General features: G+C 61.7%; 12 protein-coding genes. 1 reads left to right on the forward strand and 11 read right to left on the reverse strand.

Translation table 11 applies throughout. The features are described 5' to 3' along the window. Positions 1-6: 6 nt before the first annotated feature. From cysD to cysJ, 6 genes are all read right to left on the reverse strand, one after another. Positions 7-915: a sulfate adenylyltransferase subunit CysD gene (cysD, locus tag FJU30_RS17670; RefSeq protein ID WP_150436306.1), complete on the reverse strand. Its 909-nt coding sequence runs from the start codon at positions 913-915 to the stop codon at positions 7-9. A 9-nt stretch (positions 916-924) separates the two neighbouring features. Beyond that, a complete protein-coding gene (cysG, locus tag FJU30_RS17675; RefSeq protein ID WP_150436307.1) occupies positions 925-2346 on the reverse strand; it encodes a siroheme synthase CysG in 1422 nt (473 codons plus the stop codon). 212 nt (positions 2347-2558) lie between these two features. After that, positions 2559-3614, reverse strand: a complete 1056-nt coding sequence (locus FJU30_RS17680) for a hypothetical protein (RefSeq protein ID WP_150436308.1) — start codon at positions 3612-3614, stop codon at positions 2559-2561. A gap of 80 nt (positions 3615-3694) precedes the next feature. Then, the gene (locus tag FJU30_RS17685; RefSeq protein ID WP_150436309.1) at positions 3695-4432 is read right to left on the reverse strand and encodes a phosphoadenylyl-sulfate reductase; all 738 of its coding nucleotides are present in this window, start codon (positions 4430-4432) and stop codon (positions 3695-3697) included. A 13-nt stretch (positions 4433-4445) separates the two neighbouring features. Next, positions 4446-6161 carry an assimilatory sulfite reductase (NADPH) hemoprotein subunit gene (gene cysI / locus FJU30_RS17690; RefSeq protein ID WP_150436310.1) on the reverse strand — a complete coding sequence of 572 codons (1716 nt, stop codon included), beginning with the start codon at positions 6159-6161 and terminating at the stop codon, positions 4446-4448. Next, positions 6161-7987 carry an NADPH-dependent assimilatory sulfite reductase flavoprotein subunit gene (gene cysJ, locus FJU30_RS17695; protein WP_150436311.1) on the reverse strand — a complete coding sequence of 609 codons (1827 nt, stop codon included), beginning with the start codon at positions 7985-7987 and terminating at the stop codon, positions 6161-6163. Before cysJ ends, cysI begins: the two co-directional genes overlap by 1 nt. Positions 7988-8325: 338 nt before the next feature. Here cysJ and queD point away from each other — a divergent pair, with 338 nt between their 5' ends. After that, complete coding sequence (queD, locus tag FJU30_RS17700) at positions 8326-8688, forward strand: 6-carboxytetrahydropterin synthase QueD (protein WP_150436312.1); 363 nt, start codon at positions 8326-8328, stop codon at positions 8686-8688. A 51-nt stretch (positions 8689-8739) separates the two neighbouring features. Here queD and queE read toward each other — a convergent pair whose 3' ends face one another. From queE to recC, 5 genes are all read right to left on the reverse strand, one after another. Beyond that, positions 8740-9411, reverse strand: a complete 672-nt coding sequence (gene queE, locus FJU30_RS17705; protein ID WP_150436313.1) for a 7-carboxy-7-deazaguanine synthase QueE — start codon at positions 9409-9411, stop codon at positions 8740-8742. A gap of 33 nt (positions 9412-9444) precedes the next feature. Next, positions 9445-11355: an exodeoxyribonuclease V subunit alpha gene (recD, locus tag FJU30_RS17710; protein WP_150436472.1), complete on the reverse strand. Its 1911-nt coding sequence runs from the start codon at positions 11353-11355 to the stop codon at positions 9445-9447. Next, positions 11348-14914, reverse strand: a complete 3567-nt coding sequence (recB, locus tag FJU30_RS17715; RefSeq protein WP_150436314.1) for an exodeoxyribonuclease V subunit beta — start codon at positions 14912-14914, stop codon at positions 11348-11350. Before recB ends, recD begins: the two co-directional genes overlap by 8 nt. Beyond that, complete coding sequence (gene ptrA, locus FJU30_RS17720; RefSeq protein WP_150436315.1) at positions 14914-17799, reverse strand: pitrilysin; 2886 nt, start codon at positions 17797-17799, stop codon at positions 14914-14916. The genes recB and ptrA overlap by 1 nt, the downstream gene beginning before the upstream one ends. 120 nt (positions 17800-17919) lie before the next feature. Beyond that, on the reverse strand, positions 17920-21306 hold the full coding sequence (gene recC, locus FJU30_RS17725; RefSeq protein WP_150436316.1) for an exodeoxyribonuclease V subunit gamma: 3387 nt from the start codon (positions 21304-21306) through the stop codon (positions 17920-17922). Between the last annotated feature and the right edge of the window lie 355 nt (positions 21307-21661).

A 21661-nucleotide genomic window follows, 5' to 3' on the forward strand; every position in this document is an offset into this window, starting at 1 on the left:
GACTCCTCAGAAGTACCCCTGGCGCTTTTTCAGCTCCATTGAACCGGCCTGATCGCGGTCGATCAGACGTCCCTGACGCTCGCTGGTGGTGGAAATCAGCATCTCTTCGATAATTTCCGGCAGCGTTTGCGCCTCCGATTCCACCGCGCCGGTCAGCGGCCAGCAGCCCAGGGTACGGAAACGCACCTTGCGCTGGCTGATCACTTCGCCCGGCTGCAGATCGATGCGATCGTCATCCACCATCATCAGCATGCCGTCGCGCTCCAGCACCGGACGCTCGGCAGCGAGGTACAGTGGAACAATTTCTATATTTTCCAGATAGATATACTGCCAGATATCCAGTTCCGTCCAGTTGGACAGCGGGAATACGCGGATGCTTTCCCCTTTATTGATCTGACCGTTATAGTTGTGCCACAGCTCCGGACGCTGGTTTTTCGGATCCCAGCGGTGGAAGCGATCGCGGAATGAATAAATACGTTCTTTAGCGCGCGATTTTTCTTCATCGCGCCGCGCGCCGCCAAAGGCCGCGTCAAAACCGTACTTGTTCAGCGCCTGCTTTAACCCCTCGGTCTTCATGATATCGGTATGTTTGGCGCTGCCGTGAATAAACGGGTTGATGCCCAGCGCTACCCCTTCCGGGTTGCGGTACACCAGCAGCTCGCAGCCATAGGCCTTTGCCGTGCGATCGCGAAATTCATACATCTCGCGGAATTTCCAGCCGGTGTCCACATGCAGCAACGGAAACGGCAGCGTGCCGGGATAAAACGCCTTACGCGCCAGATGCAGCATCACCGAAGAGTCTTTGCCGATGGAATACAGCATCACCGGATTGCCGAATTCCGCCGCCACCTCGCGAATAATATGAATACTTTCCGCTTCCAGCTGGCGTAAATGAGTGAGTCGTTTCTCGTCCATAACCGTTCCTTAAGCCAAATTCACTACCGTCGGACGGCCGGATTGCCGCGTCGTCGATACCTGTTGCCCAAACCATGCGATCTGATGATGCAGATCCACCACCTCGCCAATCACCAGCAGAGCCGGCGTCGGCGCCTGTTGGGCCAGATGCTCCAACTGTTCCAGCGTGCCGGTCAGCACGCACTGGTCCGCGCGCGTGCCGCGACCAATTACCGCCGCGGGCGTGGTCGGCGCGCGACCGTGCTGAATTAATTGCCGGCTGATTTCCGCCGCTTTTACCGTACCCATATAAATAGCCAGCGTCTGGCGCCCGCGCGCCAGCGTCGACCAGTCCAGCGCGCTGCCGTCCGGACGACAGTGGCCGGTGATAAACATCACGCTCTGCGCATAATCGCGATGGGTCAGCGGAATACCGGCATAAGCCGTGGCGCCGGCCGCCGCCGTGATGCCGGGCACCACCTGAAAAGGTATGCCCTCCTGCGCCAGCTGCTGCAATTCCTCGCCGCCGCGGCCAAAAATAAACGGATCGCCGCCTTTCAGGCGCACCACGCGTTTGCCCTCTTTCGCCAGGCTGACCAGCAAATGGTTAATCTCTTCCTGCGCCATCGAATGCGAACCGGCGCGTTTGCCCACGCAAATCTGCTGCGCGTCGCGCCGCACCAGTTCAAGCACATCGGCGCTGACCAGAAAGTCGTACAGCACCACATCCGCCTGCTGGATCACCTGCAGCCCGCGCAGCGTCAGCAGCCCGGCGTCGCCCGGACCGGCGCCGACCAGCGACACCTCGCCGCTCGTCTGGCGCGGCTGATACAGCTGCTGCTGCAGTTCCTCTTCCGCCCGATCCGGCTGGCCGCCGGCCGCCAGCGAGGCGAAACGGCCATAAAAAAGGCGCTCCCAGAAGTAGCGCCGTTCACGGCCGCCGGGCAGTTGTTTAGCCACTCGCGCCCGCCAGCGGCCGGCGATTTTCGCCATTAGCCCCAGGCTGGCGGGCAGCAACGTCTCCAGCTTCTCGCGCAGCAAGCGCGCCAGCACCGGCGCCTGACCGCCGGAAGAGATCGCCACCATCAACGGCGCGCGATCGACGATCGAGGGAAAAATAAACGAGCAGTTCGGCTGATCGTCGACCACATTGACCAGCAGATGGCGCTGATTGGCCAGTTGATAGACCTGCGCGTTCAGGGCGCGGTCATTCGTGGCGGCAATCACCAGAAAAACGCCCTCAAGATGCGCGGGGGTGAACTCCTGCGCCAGCCATTCGATATCGCCGGCCCGGTGCCGGGAGGCCAGCGATTCAGACAGCGATTGCGCCACTATCCTCACGCCGGCACCCGCTCGCAGCAGGAGATCGATTTTGCGCTGTGCCACGTCGCCACCGCCAACCACCAGCACCGGACGATGCCGTAAATCGGCGAACAGAGGTAGATAGTCCACAATTGCCTTTACTAAGCTAAAAAAATCATAATGAGACTATACGGCGACCAACGAGCAGTTATGAAATGCCGAATTGGAATGACAAGTTCCGTAATGGAATAACACCCGGGATAAAAACCGTCGATTGGTTTTATCGCCGGACGCAACGACTCGCCACTGGTCCCGATAGCGCCAGAGTGCCGGAACGACGCCATGACGGCGCCCTCCGGCGGTTATTCAGATTCGCGTCCGGCAATCGCCGGCAAAAACTCGCCCAACCGACGACGATGCAGAAAGCGCGTAATCTCGTCCAGCCACTCCTCGCCGTTCCCCAGCCGTACCCGACTGCGCGAGACAGAATATAAATGCGCGTGATCGTTGAACTGGGCGATCAACCGTTGGTTGAGCGAATCGACGCTCATGCCCGGATGGCGCCGCTGCTGTTGCTCAAGCGCGCTGAGGATCCGCCGCTGCTGTTCGGGATCGGGCGGATAGCGCCGCTCGCCGACTTCGCTCAGCGCGATAAAATGCGGAGGTATTCCCTCCGCCAGCGCGGCGCATAAACGATCATGACCGTCCAGAATCACCCAGGAAGAGAGCCCGGCCACTCTCCATAACAATATCGGCGGCAAACTGCCGGCGCGGCTTACCTTGCGCCACCACTTTACCCTGCCCCCGGCGGGCTGACTGTCGCGCAGGTTCAACACCCTTTCGCTGCGCCACCACCAGTCAACCCAGCACACCGGCTGGTCATCCGTCTGCGCCATCAACTCCATCAACGCTTCGCCGTACAGCGAGTCGTTGAGAAAGTAGCCATCGTCTTTGGCTGACGGCGAGTGAAAAAACCACTTATCCGGCGTTTCAGACAGAGCGATCGGGCGCGGCGCCGACGGTTTGCAGTATTTCATCGGGCTCATCAGCCAGCGACCCGGCGTCAAAAAAGCGCATGAATCGGCAAACAGCTGGCGGGCGAAAAAACGGCACCAGAATGCATCCGCCCGATCCGGCGCCTGACGCGCGCCGGCCGTTACATCGGGTGAGCGAATCGGCGCAATCAGCGGCCGCACGGCGTCACGCTCCGTATTGCGAATCAGCCAGATACCGGAATGATCGCGCGCCATGGTCGCCCAGTACAGCGTCGCGCCGTCCTGCGTCAGTTTCATGCGCCCCTGGCCGCCGGTCAGCATTTGCAGCCCGGACGCATTTTGCATCGAAGATGCGACATACAGCATTAGCCCGCGCCACTGTTCGCGTCGATCGCGCATATCCCGCCAGGCGTTATCCCGCATGACTGATCCTTATCTCCGTTGCCTGGCGGCTTATGCGCTTCTGCGCTTCGTCATACGTCAGATGACCGGCGACCGGCCGATTATTTCTCTTCGTGCAGACCGCATTCACGCTTCAGGCCAAAGAAGCGGGTTTCCTCTTCATTCATGCCCGGCTCCCACTTGCGCGTGGTGTGGGTATCGCCCACCGACAGGTAGCCTTCGTCCCACAGCGGGTGGTAACTCAACCCGTGCTGTTGCAGATACTGATAAACCTGGCGGTTATCCCAGTCGATAATCGGCAGGAATTTGAAAATGCCGCGCTGCACCGCCAGCACCGGCAGTTGCCCGCGGCTGCCGGACTGCTCGCGCCGCAGGCCGGCGAACCAGGTTTGGGCGCCCAGTTCGCTCAGCGCGCGGTTCATCGGCTCAACCTTGTTGATCTGATTGTAGCGCTCAATCCCTTCCACGCCCTGCTCCCACAGTTTTCCATAGCGGGCCTCCTGCCAGGCCGGCGTCAGACTGGCGCGATACACGTTCAGATTCAACGCCAGCTGTTCGGTCAGCCGATCGATAAACTGATAGGTTTCGGGAAACAGATAACCGGTATCGGTCAGCACCACCGGGATATCCGGCCGCTGGCGCGTGACCAGATGCAGGGAAACCGCAGCCTGAATACCAAAACTGGACGACAGCACAAATTCGCCGGGCAGATGTTGCAGCGCCCAGGCGACGCGTTCCTGAGCCGAAAGCGCCTCCAGTTCGGCATTGACTTCCGCCAGCGCGGCTTGCTGTTCCGGTTTCGCCAGGCTATTGAGGTGCGCCAGATTAAATTCAGACATTTTGTCTCTCCCGTCAGTCGTAGAAGTCGCGGGCCGGATCCAGCACCGGTTTAACGATTTGGCTGCGAATGGTGAAATCGCCGAATCCCTCGCCATCATGGCGCTCGTGCGCCCAGCGCTCAACCAGCCGATCGATCTCGCTCAGGATCTCCGCATCGGTGATATTCTCGCGATACATGCGCGGAATACGCGTACCCGCGCGGTTGCCGCCCAGATGCAGGTTATAGCGCCCGGGCGCCTTGCCCACCAGGCCGATCTCCGCCAGCAACGCGCGGCCGCAGCCGTTCGGGCAGCCGGTCACCCGCAGGATAATATGCTCATCGCCCACGCCGTGGCGCTGCATAATGCCTTCCACCTTCGTCACAAACTCAGGCAGAAAGCGCTCGGCCTCCGCCATCGCCAGCGGGCAGGTGGGGAAGGATACGCAGGCCATCGAATTCTTGCGCTGCTCGCTGACCGCATCATCGATCAGGCCGTGCTGACGCGCCAGCGCTTCAATTTTCGCCTTACTGCGCGCCGGAACGCCGGCGATAATCAGGTTCTGATTAGCGGTCAGGCGGAAATCGCCTTTGTGAATTTTGGCGATCTCGGCCAGACCGGTCTTCAGCGGCCGTCCCGGATAATCCAGAATACGGCCGTTCTCAATAAACAGCGTTAAATGCCACTTATTGTCAATGCCTTTTACCCAGCCGATGCGATCGCCGCGGCTGGTGAATTCGTACGGACGCAGCGCTTCAAACGGAATACCGGAGCGTCTTTCCACTTCCTGTTTAAAGGTTTCCACGCCGACGCGCTCCAGCGTATATTTGGTTTTGGCGTTTTTACGGTTGGTGCGGTTGCCCCAGTCGCGTTGCGTGGTCACCACCGCCTCCGCCACCGCCAGCGTATGTTCGACCGGAATATAACCCAGTTCGCTGGCGGTGCGCGCATAGGTCGCCTTGTCGCCGTGAGCGATGGACAGACCGCCGCCCACCAGCACGTTAAACCCCACCAGCTGTCCCTTATCGGCAATAGCCACAAAGTTCAGATCGTTGGCGTGCAGGTCCACATCATTCTGCGGCGGGATCACCACCGTGGTTTTGAATTTACGCGGCAGATAGTTCGAACCGAGGATAGGCTCCTCATCGGTGGTGGCCACTTTTTCCTGATCGAGCCAGATCTCCGCGTAGGCGCGAGTGCGCGGCAGCAGATGTTCAGAGATTTTCCTCGCCCAGTCATAGGCCTGCCGATGCAGATCCGACTCCAGAGGATTGGAGGTGCACATTACGTTGCGGTTTACGTCGTTGGCGGTGGCCAGCGCGTCCAGACCGAGCCGGTTCAACAGCTGATGGGCAGACTTCACGTGCGGTTTCAGAATACCGTGAAACTGAAAAGTCTGCCGGTTGGTCAGGCGGATGCTGCCGTACAGGGTATTTTCCCGCGCGAACTCATCGATGCCCAGCCACTGTTTGGGCGTCATCACGCCGCCCGGCAGGCGGCAACGCAGCATCATGGCGTGGCGCGCGTCCAGTTTCTGTTCGGCGCGTTCCGCGCGAATATCGCGGTCGTCCTGCTGATACATACCGTGGAAACGAATCAGCAAAAAGTTATCGCCGTTAAATCCGCCGGTCAGGCCATCATTCAAATCTTCGGCAATCGTCCCGCGCAGGAAATTGCTTTCACGTTTCAGACGCTCGGCGTCGGCCAGCGTCCCTTCAACCACTAACGGGCCGGGATGTTTATCACTCATTAGTACACGTCTCGCTGATAGCGGCGCGCAATGCGCAGCTCACTTAAAAACTCATCAGCCTGCGCGGTATCCATGCCACCGTGCTCGACCACCACATCCAGTAAAGCCTGCTCGACGTCTTTCGCCATGCGATTGGCGTCGCCGCAGACATAAATATGGGCGCCGTCCTGAATCCAGCGCCACACTTCCGCGCCCTGCTGGCGCAGTTTGTCTTGTACGTATATTTTATGTTGCTGATCGCGCGACCACGCCAGATCGACGTGGGCCAACAGCCCCTCTTTGGCGTAGCGCTGCCATTCCACCTGATAGAGAAAATCTTCGGTAAAATGCGGGTTGCCGAAGAACAGCCAGTTCTTGCCGGACGCGCCGTCGGCGTCGCGTTGCTGCATGAACGCGCGGAACGGCGCGATCCCCGTGCCGGGTCCAATCATGATCACCGGCGTATTCGGGTCGGCCGGTAAGCGGAAGTTATCGTTATGCTCGATAAATACCCGCACCTCGTCATCTTCCGCCAGCCGATCGGCCAGATAGCCGGAGGCGCCGCCGGTGCGCTTGCGGCCGTCTACCTCATAGCGCACCACGCCGACGGTGATATGCACTTCATTATCTACTTCCGCCTGAGACGACGCGATGGAATACAGACGCGGAGTCAGCGGGCGCAACAGGCCGATCAGTTGTTCCGCCGTCAGCCCGGCCGGCGCCTGGCGCACCATGTCCACCAACGGCGTCTGGCGGGCATAGCGCTGTAGCCCGGCCTTATCGCCAGCCAGCGCCAGCAGCGCATCGCTATGCGCCAGCGCGGCATATTTGCCGACCTGCGGCGCGCTATTCTGCGTTAATTCAAAGTGACGCCGCAGCGCCTGCGCCAGCGGCAGCGTTTTTCCGTCTACGCTGACCGGCGTTTCGGCCGGCAGCGCCAGCAGATCGAGCAACTCCGCCACCAGCGCCGGATCGTTTTCAAACCAGACGCCCAGCGCATCGCCGGGCTGATACTGCAGGCCGGATTCGCCGAGGTCGATTTCGATATGGCGCACGTCTTTCTCTGAATTGCGCCCGGTGATTTTTTGATTGACCGACAGACTGGCGCTCAGCGGCGCCTCTTTACTGTACGGGCTGCGGATGATTTCGTCCTGCGCCCCGCTGACGCTGGCCTGCGCCGCCGCAGCGCCGGATGCCGGCGCGCGCGCGCGCAGAACATCGACAATGCGCTTACGCCACTGCTCCGCCTGCGCCTGATAGTCCACATCGGCGTCTACCCGTTCCAGCAGACGCTCGGCGCCGAGCTCGGCCAGCCGGCCGTCGAAATCCTTACCGGCCTTGCAGAAAAACTCATACGAAGTATCGCCAAGGCCGAATACCGCGAAGGCGGTGTCGGCCAGCTGCGGCGCTTTTTTCGAAAACAGGAATTTATACAGCGCCACTGCCTCTTCCGGCGGCTCGCCCTCGCCCTGAGTCGAAACCACCAGCGCCAACAGTTTTTCCTGACCTATTTGTTTAAATTTGTAGTCGCCGGCGTTAACCAGCGTGACCGGCAGACTGGCCGCCAGCAAATCATCGCGCAATTGTTCCGCCAGACGACGCGCGTTGCCGGTTTGCGATGCTGAAATCAGCGTAATCGGCGGGGCCGCGTCCGCGAGGACCGCCGCGGGTGCGGCCGCCTGAGCGGGAGACGCCACGACATTGCCTGGCTGCTGCACTATTCCCCACAGATAGCCAGACAACCATGCCAGTTGCGTCGGTGAAAAATCCCCCGTTGCGTTCTGCAAACGGGTTAGCTGCTCGACCGTTAACGGGAGCATAGAAGCAAGGGAAGCCGGAGTCGTCATTGTGGTACTTATGTCCTTGTGCTTATAGCCTGTGCTAATGCCAATCAGGTGCAATAAAAAGATGAATGGAAGATAAGGTTACCGGTCAGCATGATATCAATTAAAGAAATGATGGAAATATTAAATAACCAAAATGACTAAGTGGTTTTTACGGTAACTTCTATTTATTTAACTGTTATAGGCAGCGGACGGGCAGCCGCCTGAAAGCGGTTGAAACGCCGGCCGCCGCCGCGCGCGGGCCTGACGCGAGCACAATATAAATCGTGTGATTCATGGCTTCCCGCCGGGCTTTCCGGTAGTATGCGACGGTTTTTGGTAATGAAACTGAGGCTTATGCCATGACCACCACGATATTTAAAGATTTTCAGTTTGAAGCCGCTCACCGTCTGCCCCACGTGCCTGCAGGGCATAAATGTGGTCGTCTGCACGGCCACTCTTTTATGGTGCGGCTGGAAGTTACCGGCGAGGTGGATGCGAATACGGGTTGGGTAATGGATTTTGCCGACATTAAAACCACCTTCCGGCCGATTTGGGAACAGCTGGACCATCAGTATCTGAACGAGATCCCCGGACTGGAAAATCCGACCAGCGAGGTGCTGTCCCGCTGGATCTGGCAACGGCTCAAACCCATTCTGCCGCAGCTCAGCGGCGTAACGGTCAAAGAAACCTGCAGCGCGGGCTGCGTTTATCGCGGCGAGTAGCCTGCGCACAACTCCCCGTCCGCGCCGCAGCAACGCCTTCATGCGACAAAATCAGGCGATATTCAGATACTTGTGCGTCTGCATAGACAGGCGCCAGTTGCGGGCGATACAGGTTTCAATACACAGCCGGGTAGCCTCTTCTTTCTGACTGATCGGCTGCAGCGCCACTACCCTCGGCTTATCATCCTTTAGCCGCGCCAGCAGCGCGTCCAGCGCCTCGATATCGCGCTGACGCGCCACCGGATGTTTAATCTCATCGGCGCGCGCCAGCGCCTGATCCAACACCACCATCCCGCCGCGCATATTGACCTTGGGCGACACCGTTACCCAACTGCGCGGCGAACAGCGCACTTCATGCGTGCCGCTGGTTTCGATCTGACAGCTGAAGCCCTGCTGTTCAAGCAGCAGCGTCAACGGCGCCAGATCGTGGATGCAGGGTTCGCCGCCGGTGATCACCACGTGCCGGGCGGTATAGCCCTGCTCGATCAGGGCGGCCAAAATATCCTGCGCGCGGGCGGCGCCCCAGCGATCGCTCTCCTGCGTTTTCACCAGTACCTGCTCCAGCGCTATCTGTCTGTCCTGCAGCTTCTCCCAGGTATGTTTGGTATCGCACCAACTGCAGCCGACCGGGCACCCCTGCAGGCGCACGAATATGGCCGGCACCCCGGTAAAATAGCCTTCGCCCTGTAGAGTCTGGAACATTTCGTTAATAGGGTACTGCATCTCTCTTCACTATATCGTTCGGTCAGGCCGACATTATCGCAGATCGCCGGATTCGCGCCACTCTTCAGCATCGGACTGCGGCGCGGCCGCCTGAATGCGTTCAACCAGCCCGCTGTAGCGCAAGGTCGGCGTCTTCACCGCGCTAAGCAGTATCTGCCGCTCGGCGTACAGCGAAAGCCGGCGGCGGGCGCGGGTAATCGCCGTATAGATCAGTTCGCGCGTCAGCACCGGCAGAAAGTTTCCCGGCAGAACCAGCGCGGTATGCTCAAATTCGGAGCCCTGCGATTTATGCACCGTCATCGCCCAGGCGGTTTCATGCGGCGGCAGACGGCTGGGAACAATCGACTTCAGGCAGCCGTCCGGCAGTTGGAAATAGACGCGCAGATCCCCCGGCGCATGCCAGAGCGCGATACCGATATCGCCGTTGAACAACCCGAGCGCCCGATCGTTGCGCTCAATCATCACCGGCCGCCCGGCGTACCAGGGATTGAGCGGATTTGGACTGCGCGCGATCAGACCGGCGCGCTGCAGCGCCTGTTCAATGCGCGAATTAAGCCCGGCGACGCCGAATGGCCCTTCGCGCAGGGCGCACAGCAGGCGAAAGCGCTGGAACTGACCCAGCGCATGCTCCGGCGCGACGTCCGACGCCGCCTGGCGCAGGTAGTCGCGATAGCCCTGCACGCAGTGCGTCAGCATCAGCGCATAATCTTCATCGCTGCGCAAAGGGTGGCTGGCGATATCCTGGTGCGGGTGATCCAGCACCTGTCCGACCCGGCGCGCGTCGCCGCCGTTTACCGCGCCGGCCAGTTGGCCGATGCCCGATTGCTGGTCGAAGCGGTAGCTCTTGCGCAGCAGACAAATGCTGTCGCTCACCGGGCTAACCGCCTGCTGCGACGCCTGCGGCAACGCGCAGCCGGTTAAGCGCGCCAGTTGCGCGGCGCGCGCGGCGCTGTAGCCATCCTCGGCGAAACGGCAAATATCGCCCAGCACCGCGCCCGCCTCCACCGAAGCCAGTTGATCGCGATCGCCCAGCAGGATCACCTGCGCGCGCGGCGGCAGTGCGGCAATCAGCCGCGCCATCATCGGCAAATCCACCATAGATGCTTCATCCACCACCAGCACGTCCAGATGCAAAGGATTGCCCTGGTGATAGCGCAGACGCTGGCTGTCCGGCACCGCGCCCAGCAGACGGTGCAACGTCGCGGCTTCCTGCGGGAAGCAGGCGCGCTGCGCCTCGTCCAGCGTTAGTCCGTTCAGCGCCGCGCCGAGCGATTCGGTCAGTCTGGCCGCCGCTTTGCCGGTGGGCGCCGCCAGTTGGATGCGCAACGGCGTATGCGGACTCAACTGAATCAGCGCGGCCAGCAGCCGCGCCACGGTGGTCGTTTTGCCGGTGCCCGGCCCGCCGGAGATCACCGAAATACGTCGGGTCAGCGCCACCGCCGCCGCAATTTTTTGCCAGTCGACCTCATCGCCGGCCGCCGCGCCGAACAGCGCATCCAGCACGGCGCGGATCTGTTGTTCGCCGGCGGTCGGCGCCGCTTCGTCCGCCAGACCGGCGCGGGCGACGAACGCCGCCACCAGGCCTTCGCTCTGCCAGTTACGCTGCAAATAAAGGCGCCGCTGCTGCAGAACCAGCGGCGTCGGCCGGCTGCCGTCGCCGACGGCATCGCAGGCGCGCAGCGCCGCCAGCCACGCCGCTTCATCCGGCCGGCCGGCCGCCAGCCAGACAGCCTGCGCCAGCTCGCGTTCGCGGCCGTCGAACAGCTCCTCCGGCCGCAGCGCCGCCAGCGGCAGACAGACATGGCCCGCGCCGGCATGCGCGCTCAGGCTGGCGGCGGCCAGCATGAGCATCGGCTGTTCATCGTCGGCCAACAGCCGGGCAAACTGCAGATCCAGCGGACGCAGCAACCGCTTCTGCCTGGCCAGGGTCAACAGCTCAGACATCATGGCGCGTCTCCTCATCATCGGAAGACTCGCCGCTAAACAGCTCATCAAGCGCCGCGACAAAGGCCTCATCGGGCCGATAGCCGAACACGCCGTTGCCAGGAATCTGTTGGTCGATACCGCGCAGGAACAGATAGAACACGCCGCCGAAATGACGCTGATACCGATAATCCGGCAGGCGGTGGCGCAGATAGCGGTGCAGCGCCAGGCTGTACAGCTGATATTGCAGATCGTAACGGTGCATCATCATCGCCTGCTCCATGGCCGGCTGCGTGTAGGCGCTGGCGTCTTCGCCCAGCCAGTTCGATTTATAGTCCAGCAGGTAATATCGCCCCTGCCAGCAAAACACCAGGTCGATAAATCCCTTCAGCATCCCCTGCACCTGACGAAAACTCAGCGCCGGGCAGCGAGCGGACAGCGGATCGTAGCGCTTCGCCAGCCGATCCAGCGCCTGCGCCTGCAGCGGCGCGCCGATCGGCAGCCAGAACTGCAGCTCCGCCTGACGCTGATTCGGCGCCAGCTGCGCCAGGCGCGGCCCTTCATCGCCGGCCGTCAGCGGCTGGTCCAGGATCGCCCGCATCCACGCCGCCAGCACCGGCAGCCACGCGTCCTCCAGCCCCTGCTGCTGTAGTTGACTCGCCAGCCATGCGTTATCGATCGGCCGGGTAAAATCCAGCGTTTCGAACAAACCGTGCAGGAAGGTCCCCGGGCCGGCGCCGCGCGGAAACGTATGCGGCGTACGCTGCGGCTCCGCCTCCGGCTGCCGCTCGCCCGCGGCGTCGATATCCAGCCGCGGCAACAATTCCTGCGCCGCCGAAGTACCGTGCTGCTGCAGACCGGAATAGCTGGTCACCCGCCAGTCGTCACGCATCTGACGCGCATTACGGCGCGCGCTCAGCGTGCTGATATCCGTCTGCTGCGGCCGCCACGGCGCCGGGTCCGGCGCCTGCGTCAGGCTGACGGCGATATTTTCGCCGGCCATTGCCGTCAGTTCATCCGCCAGCGCGCCGGCCTCCATCTGTTCGCCGCGCTGCAGCAAATAACCGAGCGCGCTGTGGTGCATGTCGCTGATTCCCTCTTTTTTACGCCCGCCCTGAAACAGCGGCGCCACGCCGACGCTGCAATGGTAAACCGAACGCGTCAATGCGACGTACAGCAAACGCAAATCCTCGGCCAGCCGCTCTTCTTCGGCCAGCGCCTGACTCTCTGCGTCGCCCTGCAGATCCAGCATGGCCTGGTAGCTGTCGCGATCGTGGTACACCCCCTGCTGCTGTACGCGGAACTGGCTGACAAACGGCAACCAGACCAGCGGATATTCCAGCCCTTTCGATTTATGAATCGTGACAATCCGCACCAGATGGCGATCGCTCTCCAGCCGCAGCTGCTGGCTTTCCGTACGCGGATTGGGCTGCGCGATCTGCTGCGCCAGCCAGCGCACCAGCGCATGTTCGCCGTCCAGCGCGGCGGCGGCCTCCTGAATCAGTTCGCCGATATGCAGCACATCGGTCAGCCGGCGCTCCCCTCCGACGCTGGCCAGCAGGTTCTCCGCCAGCCGGTGGCGCACCATCAGTTGACGCAGCATCGGCAGTACGCCGCGCTGACGCCAGCAGTCCCGATAGGCGGCGAACTCTTCCACCAGCGCATCCCACGCCGCCTCGTCCCGGCTCAGCGCGTCGATTTGCCGCGCGTCCAGCCCCATCAGCGCGGTAGCCATCGCGCTGCGCAGCGTGCTTTCCTGCTCCGGCGTCACAACGGCCTGCAGGATCCACAGCACATCGCGCGCTTCCGGCATGGCGAAAACGCTGTCGCGGCTGGAAAGATAAACGGAAGGGATGTTTAACCGGGCCAGCGCCGAGCGGATCGACGCGGCTTCATTACGGTTACGCACCAGAATGGTAATGTCCGACGCCTGCACCGGCCGCTGCTTATCGCCGTTAAGCAACAGCGCCTCGCCCTGCTGACCTGCCTGCAGCCAGTCGCATACCTGCGCCGCGCACTGGCGCGCCATCATATCCTGATAATCGCCGACGCCGACGCCCTCGCGTCCGGTCAGCCAGAAGTGCAGCGCGGGCTGACGCGCCTGGCGCAACTCGAACGCCAGCGAGCTGTTTTTGTCCGCCGGACGCACCGCGAAAAACGGAATCTGCTCAAACAGAAACGGCCGCTCCACGCGCTGAAACAGCTGGTTGACGCCGCCGACCATATCGGGCGCGGAACGCCAGTTGGTGGTCAGCGTATAGTGCGCGCTGACTTCGGCGCGCGCGCGCATGTAGGTGAAAATATCCGCGCCGCGAAACGCGTAAATCGCCTGTTTCGGATCGCCGATCAGCAGCAGCCCGCACGCCGACTGACCGCCGTACAGCGTATGAAAAATACGGTACTGTTGCGGATCGGTATCCTGAAACTCATCGATCAGCGCGACCGGATAGTGACCGCGAATCGACTGCGCCAGCAGCTCGCCGCCCGGCTGCTGCAGCGCCTGATCCAGCCGGCCCAACAGATCGTCGAACCCCAACTCGGCGCGCAGCCGTTTTTCCTGCTGCACTGAATGACGGATTTCCTGCAGCGCGCGGGCGATCACCAGCTCACGGATCGACAGCGATTCGCCCAGCAGCAGCTCCGTCGCCGTGAAGATCGCATGCTGCGGCGTCGGATCCTTTTTCGTTTTCTCGTTCAGCGTCGCCTGACTGAACTTTTCCAGCTCTTTCGGCAACTGATAATCCTGCGTTTCCTGCTGCGCCCAGTCCGTTACCTTGTCCAGCCAGACCGGCAGGTAACGGCTGCTGTAGCTGCGTTTATCCACGCCGGACGCCTCAATCAGCGCCCGCAGTTCGCCGGAGACAGACAGCCAGCGCCGCTTAAAATCATCGATGCGGTCGATAATCGCCTGGTGGCGCGCCAATAGCGTTTCATCCGGCGCCGGCGGCCGACGCAACGCCGGCGATTCGCCCTGCAGCCAGGGAGACAACTCCGTCAGCAACGCATCAGGACCGCTCCACAATTGCGCGATCGCCCGGGCGACGGTCAACGGCAGCGGATAGCAGTAGCGACGCCAGAAATCGGCGCAGGCCTGACGGCGTAGCGGCGACTCATCCTCCACCAGAGTCTGTTCAAACAGCAGGCCGGACTCAAACGCATTGCTGGCCAGCATGCGCTGACAGAAACCGTGAATGGTATAAATCGCCGCGTCATCCATCTGCCGTTCGGCCGCCAGCAGCCGGGCCGCCGCCGCCGGCAGATCGCCCGCCTGGTCGAGCAGCGCCTGCAGTTGCGCATCGGCGCTGCCGCCGCGCAGGCAGGCCAGACGCAGGGCGTGGATATTGCCGCGGATACGCTCGCGCAGCTCCTGGGTGGCCGCCTCGGTGAAGGTGACGACCAAAATCTCTTCCACCAGCAGCGGACGGCGCCAGGCCGCCTCCTGCCCCAGCCCGAGCAATAAACGCAGGTACAGCAGGCCGAGCGTATAGGTCTTGCCGGTGCCGGCGGAAGCCTCGATCAGCCGCTCGCCGTGCAGCGGCAGGGTCAGCGCATCAAGCGGCTGCGAGCCGGAAGACGACATTATTTAACATCCCGCTGCGGCAGCGCTTTTTGCAGCGAGGAGGCATTCGGCCAGCTTTGCCAGCCTTCGGGCCGGGCATAGTCGGTCTGCCCCTGCTGGCTGCCGGCAATCTGCGACAGCAGCGCCATCCCCTGCGGCACCACCACCGCCTGGCGGAAGAAATCCGCCAGTTCACGCTGCGTCAGCGACGTAAGCTGAGCGAGCAGTTTTTCCCGCGAATCGAAGGCGAAGTTTTGCCGATCCAGATCGTTACTCCAGCGATTCGCCTCTTCATACAGCGTTTGCGGACGCTGCCTGATTTCATTGATCAGCCCCTGCCGGTACTGCTCGAATTCTTCTCCGGGCATGGCGCGCAGACGTTTTTCGCTCTTCTGATAAAAGTCCAGATAGCGCTGGTAGAGCGCGGCAGGCTGCTTAACGTTGCTCTGCAGCACAAAACCGATGCCCCATTGACGGCCGACCGCGATCGGGGACGCGAACACGGCGTAGCCCAGTTGCTCCTCGGTTCTGAGCTGGCCGTAGATCCAGGGCTGGAGAATCTGCCCGAGCAGCGAGCTGTAGGCCATACTCTGTACCTCGCCGTAGCCGGGCGGTACGTAGGCCGCCGCCAGCGCCGAGTCGGTGCTGGCGCCCGCCTTCTGCAGGATAGCCAGCCGTTTTTCCACGATCTCTACGTCCGGACTGCGCCACCAGCGCGTGCCGGAGATACCCAGCTTCGTTTTCAGTTCCCGCGCCAGGCTAGTCACCTGATCCGGCGCCAGATTGCCGACCACCAGCAGCTCCGGCGTAGCCTGACGCAGCAGTTCGTCACGGTAGGTCAGCACGTCGCTCAGAGTGATGCTCGCCAACTGCTGACGCCGCTCCTCGCGTTCGGTATAGGGCACGCGCGATATCGCCCTCACGGGAGCGAACGCCTGTTCGAAGGCCTTCTCTTGATCCGCACGGGCCAGTTGCTGCTGATACCAGGATTTCGCCTGCTGCAGTTGCTCTTCCGTAGCGGAAAAGGATGAATAGTCGCGCATCAGCGCCTGCAGCAGCTGCGGCAGGCGCTGGGTATAGCCATTCGCCCTGATCGTCAGCCCGTCATTCGAGCCGGTGGAGAAGCTAATGCCGCCCACCGAAGCCTGATAGCCCAGTTCGTCCAGCGCCAGCCCCGCCAGATAATCAGTGAGCGCAAACAGCACCTGTCGGCGCGCGCTGCTCTGCGCGTTGGCGTTGCGCAGCAGCAGGGTGATATCGGCTTTCGGCTCGTCGGCGAAATAGCGGCTCGGCATATAGAGCACGCGCAGCCCCGACTCATTCAGCAGCATCTGCGGACGGCTAACCGGCTGCGGTACGTTAATCAGCGAAAAGTCATCGGGGATATAGGGGTTAGCCGCAGGGAGAGTCAGGGAAATATCCTGCCCCAGCGCCTGCCAGCGGGCAAAGCGCGTCTCGTCGACGCGCTCGACCTGATACGGCGCCTCTAGCGCATAGGCCAGTTTGTTGTGCGGCTCATCCGGGCTGATAAACCAGATGCGGGCGTTTTGCGGCGTCATACCATCCAGCCGGCTGGCGATAGCCTGCGGATCGTAACGATCGGCCAGATAATTCGCGTCCAGCGTATGTTCGACCGGCACGCGCAGCATGGTGTCGACCAGCCATTCGACATAGCCCATATCGCGGCGGATCGACGGATAGCGAAAATCAAGATCCAGCACGTGCGCCATTTCATCAAAATAACGCGGCTGGATCCCCTCGCGCCGGAGCTGGCGCAGATAGCTGAATACCGCCGCAATCACCTCGTCGCGCTGAGCCAGACCTTTGTCGGTCAGGGAGATGGAAATGGCGAACAGACCGCCGTTGCGATCCAACACTGGAGAGGCGCCGGCGTTCACCGCTTCGGCCAGTCCCTGCTTCTGCAGCCAGTCGGATAGCGTATTCTGGCTGCGGTTGCCGATCAGATAGCTGACATAGGTATCTGTTTTGCTGCGAAAAGCGTCGCTGTTGTTGTCGATACGAAATTCGATGCGCAGTTGCTTACGCGGCTGAGCCGGCACATAGTGAATGATAATGCCGCGCTGCTGCGCCGTAGCGGCCGGCACATCGATTGCCGGCACCGCAGCGTCATGGCTGCCGATGCGGCCAAAGGTTTCCGCCGCCAGTTGCGCCAGCGCCGACAGCGGCTGGTTACTGTAGATCACCCCCTTCATCAGGCTGGCCGAGTAATAGCGCTGATAGAAACGCACCAGCTCATCGTGCAGAGCGCTGCCGGGCTTGTCGCTCAGTGTCTCCAGGTTGCCGATGAAGAAACGCGAGCCGGGGTGCGCGGGGTTAAGCGTTTCGGCGCCGACCTGCGCCATACGCAGCTCGTCGCGCGAGCGCGCCAGCGTCAGCTCGGCGTTAACGGCGTTGCGCTCGCGATCGGCGTTGACCGGATCGAGCAGCGGGCTGGCGATAGCGTCGGCCAGCCGATCCACCGCCGGCTGCAGCGCATTGTTTTCCACCTCAAGGTAAAAAGCGGTGCGGTAGGAGGCGGTGCTGGCGTTGCGGCTGCCGCCGTGTTTATTCAGAAACTCCTCCATATCTCCCGGCTGCGGGTAACGCTGCGACCCCATCAGCAACATATGCTCAAGGTAGTGAGCCAACCCAGGCTGACTGTCGGGATTGTCGAGCGAACCGATCGGCAGCGCCAGAGCGGCCAGCGATTTGGGCGCCTGCGCATCGGACACCAGCAGCACCGTCATACCGTTGTCCAGCCTGATGGCCTGATACTGACGCGGATCTTTTTCGCTCTTGCGGATAGTCTGCTGCAGGGGCTGCCAGCCGGTTGCGGCCAGGCTCGGCGGCAGCCAACAGAACAATAACAACAACAAACTGCTAATCCAGACAAACTGTCTACGCATGCATCCTCTCCACTACCTCAGTTCGTGTTAAATCGTTAATTTTTCGGGCGTCAGTCCCACGACTTCATTCATTTTACGCCCGCCAGCATCCTGCCTGCGACCTGAGTCAGGCCAAACAGGTCAGGCAAGATTAAAACGTAGCGGGGCGTACAGCCAGGTTTTCGCGGCGACGATCATTTCTTCCAGCCGCGTTTCATCCAGCTCGCGCACCACGCGCTGAATATAGTAGTCTTCGCCCTCGCCGGCCGCGCGCCAGTCGCCCTGCCACGCCTGCAGAAATTTGGCGCGCGCCTTGATTAGGGTCTCTTCATCGGTCAACAGCTCGCCGCTCTTTTTGTCATAGCACTGCCGGAGCCATGCGCCGCCGGATTTATTGAGCAACAACAGCGGCGCATTCATTCCCTGCCGATACCCCTTCAGCAGCGGTATCATCTGCTCTTCGGCCTGTTGCGCCGACAAAGGAGCGAAGCGCCACGCGCTGTCCTGACGTCCATACATGCGGCTGTCCCCCGCCCGACCGGTCAGACAGAAGGCCAGGTGCTCAAGCCACAGCATTATACCGTCGGTCATGGTCAGGGTTCCCGGCCGCCAGCGCAGCAGACCGTCCGGCTGCACCTGGTTCAACCAGCCGTTCAGCCGCACGCCGCCGATCATCGAGTCCAGTTCAATCGCCTGAAGTTCGTGAGCCCGCTCGGCGCGAACGCGCTCGGCCAGCAGCGCCATATCCTCCCGCTGCCCCTGCCAGTAAAGTTCGCCGAACGCGCCATAGGGCAGATGCCCGGCGGCGCGCAGACGACGGTATAAACCTTCGGCATCGCCCTGCTCGATCAGGGTATTAAGCAGTTGCATATTAAGCTGATAACGATCCAGATTGCCGACGCTGAAAGGTTCCTCGTCCAGCAGTTCGCTGCTGTCCAGCATAAAGCGCACGCCCAGCCGCAGCTGGAAAAAAGCGCGCACCGGATGGCGATAGAAACGCTGCAAATCGTCCAGGCTGACCGCCTCACAGGGCAGCGGTTCCAGCGGCTGAATAAACCCGGGCTGCGCCTGGCCCTGCTGGCGAGCCGCGGGCAGCCACTCGCCGGCATAGCTCTGCTGCCGACCGGCGATAAAGTTTTCCGCCGCAAACGGCATACGCGCGTGCCGGCAGCACAGATGTCGCTGCACGCGCGCCGCGCTGGTATCGATATCGCATGCGCTATCGCCGGGCAGGCAATAGCTCTGGCCGATATACTCCGTCAGTTCGCTGACCAGCACCGAGGGATAGCGCTCGCTGTTGTCCTGAATGGCGCGCCCGATATAACTGATATACAAATGCTGCTGCGCGGACAGCAGCGCCTCCAGAAACAGGTAACGGTCGTCATCGCGACGGCTGCGGTCGCCGCGCCGCGACTGCTGCGCCATCAGATCGAAACCCAGCGGCGGCAGAGTACGCGGATAGACGCCGTCGTTCATCCCCAGCAGACACACCGCCTTGAACGGAATGGAGCGCATCGGCATCAGGGTGCAGAAATTGATGGAACCCGCCAGAAAACGCTGACTCAGGCGTGAGCGATCCAGCCGGCGCCCCAGCTCATCACGCAACAGAGTTACCGACACCGACTGCGGATAGTCGGCCGACAGCGCCGCGTCAATCATCTGTCGCCACTGCTCTTCGATCAGCACCAGCGCGATTTCGGTGTCATTATCCGCATCAAAAAAAGTGTCCAGCAGTTGGCGGCACAGCGGCAGCCAGTCGGCCAGCGGACGCGCCTCGCTCAGCAACTGGCGCCACGTGCGCAACTGCATCAGCAGTTCGGCCAACTGCCCGGCCAGTTCCGCAATCAGCCCGCTGGATTCATCATAAGGCAGTACTCCCTGCCAGTCGCCGGCCTGACTGTCCATCGCGTAACCGAGCAACATGCGGGTCAGGCCAAAGCGCCAGGTGTGCTGACCGGTGGCGGGCAACATCAGCTCGCGCACATTATCGTCGTCCAGCCCCCAGCGAATGCCCGACTCCGCCACCCACAGGCGCAGACGACGCAGCCCCTCTTCCTGAATGCCAAAGCGCGCGGCCAGCGCCGGCACCTCCAGCAGCGCCAGCACCTGCTCGGCGGTAAAACGGCTGTCCGGCAGGCTGAGCAACGTGATCACCGCCTGCAGCGCGGGATGAGCATGACGCGCGCGCTGATCGGAGATGGCGAAAGGCAGATAGCGTTCCGGCGGCGCATTGCTGAACACCGCCTGGATAAAGGGTGTATAGCTGTCGATATCCGCCATCATGACGATGATATCGCGCGGCGTCAGCGTCGGATCGTCGGCCAGCATGGCCAGCAGCCGGTCGTGCAGGATCTCCACCTCGCGCTGCGGACTGTGGCAGGCATGCAGCTCTATCGAACGATCGTCCGGATCCAACGGCGATTTCATCCTGCTATGATCCAGCATGGTTTTATCGGTGCCGATCACGCTGCGATCGTTGAGTTCCAGGATATCGCGCTGCACCGCGTGCAGCAGGCAGTCATCCTCGATATCCACGAACGCATCTACTTCCTGTACGTTCTCCAGTTGGGCCAGCAGATACAGATGATCGCGCCCGAGTTTGCCCCACGAAGCGAGCAGCGGGTTGCTGATTTGCTGTTCGCCCTGCGCGTCAAACAGCGTTTCGGCCTGCTCGGGGACGCGAAACAGCGCGCGCCGCTCATCCGCATGGTCCGGCGCGCGGGCATGCAGACGCCGCTGGCGGCTTTGCAGCCGGGCCAGGAAGGCGCGGTCCTGAATATCGCTCCAGTAGTCGCGGCAGGGATTAGTGAACAACAGATGAATGTCGATATGCTGACCCAAGGCCCGCAACGCCTGAAGATAGACCGGCGGCAACGCGGAGATGCCGCAGATAAACACCCGCGGCGGCAGCCCCGGCGGACAGCTTTCGGCCTGCTCCAGCCGCTGGATAAACTGCTGGTACAGCGCGGCGTGGTGCCATTCACGCTGCCCAAGCGCCTGGCTGTATTCCAGCAGCGCGCGCCACAGAATCGACTGCCAGCGCTGCGCCTCGCCGAGCCCCTCCACCTCCTGTCCGGCCTGCCAGCGCTGCAGCCAGTCCGGCCGATAGATCAAATACTGATCGAACAGGTCGGCCACGCGGCCCGCCAGTTGGTGCAGCTTGCGCTTATCCTCATCGTCCTGCAGATAATACTGCAATGACGAAAACGCCGGCTGTTCCAGCTGGTCAGGCAATAGCCTCATCAGTTTCCACGTCATCGCCTCCTTGCTGAACGCGCTTTCTTCCGGCAGATCGGGCAACAGGCGGCGACACATGTCCCACAGGAACACCCCAGGCAGCGGAAAATCGATATTGGCGGCAATGCCGAAATGGCCGGCCAGCTCCATCTGCAGCCACTGCGCCATGCCCGGGCTCTGCACCAGCACCACTTCAGGCTGGAACGGCTCGCGCAGCGGCTCGCGTTCAATCAGCGCCGCCGCGATCAGTTTTAATACCTCAAGCTGATTGGAATGATAAACCGTGAACATCCTGGCTCCTGTGTTGCCCGCAATAGCTCATGCCTGACCGGGGAAAAGAAATTAAGTATACCCGCTGTCTGATACGTTGCGGGACGCGCGCGCTCAATAAGCCGGCGCATCGCCAGTGCTCTGTGAGCGGCAGCTTCAATCGGCAAGGCTCATGGGGAAACGCCGGGTAACAAACCAGCCCAGCCGACCCGTAATCTGAAGTGCGATAACTATCAATAACCTAATTCAGGCATGTTACAACAAGGTGGCATTGTCTCGCCTTCCCCGAACGCTGGCTCAGCCCCATAACCGGGCTGAACGATAAACCGATCGACTGCCGATTTGACGATCTGCGCGCTGAAGTACGGACGGCGTT

Source organism: Affinibrenneria salicis, assembly GCF_008710095.1.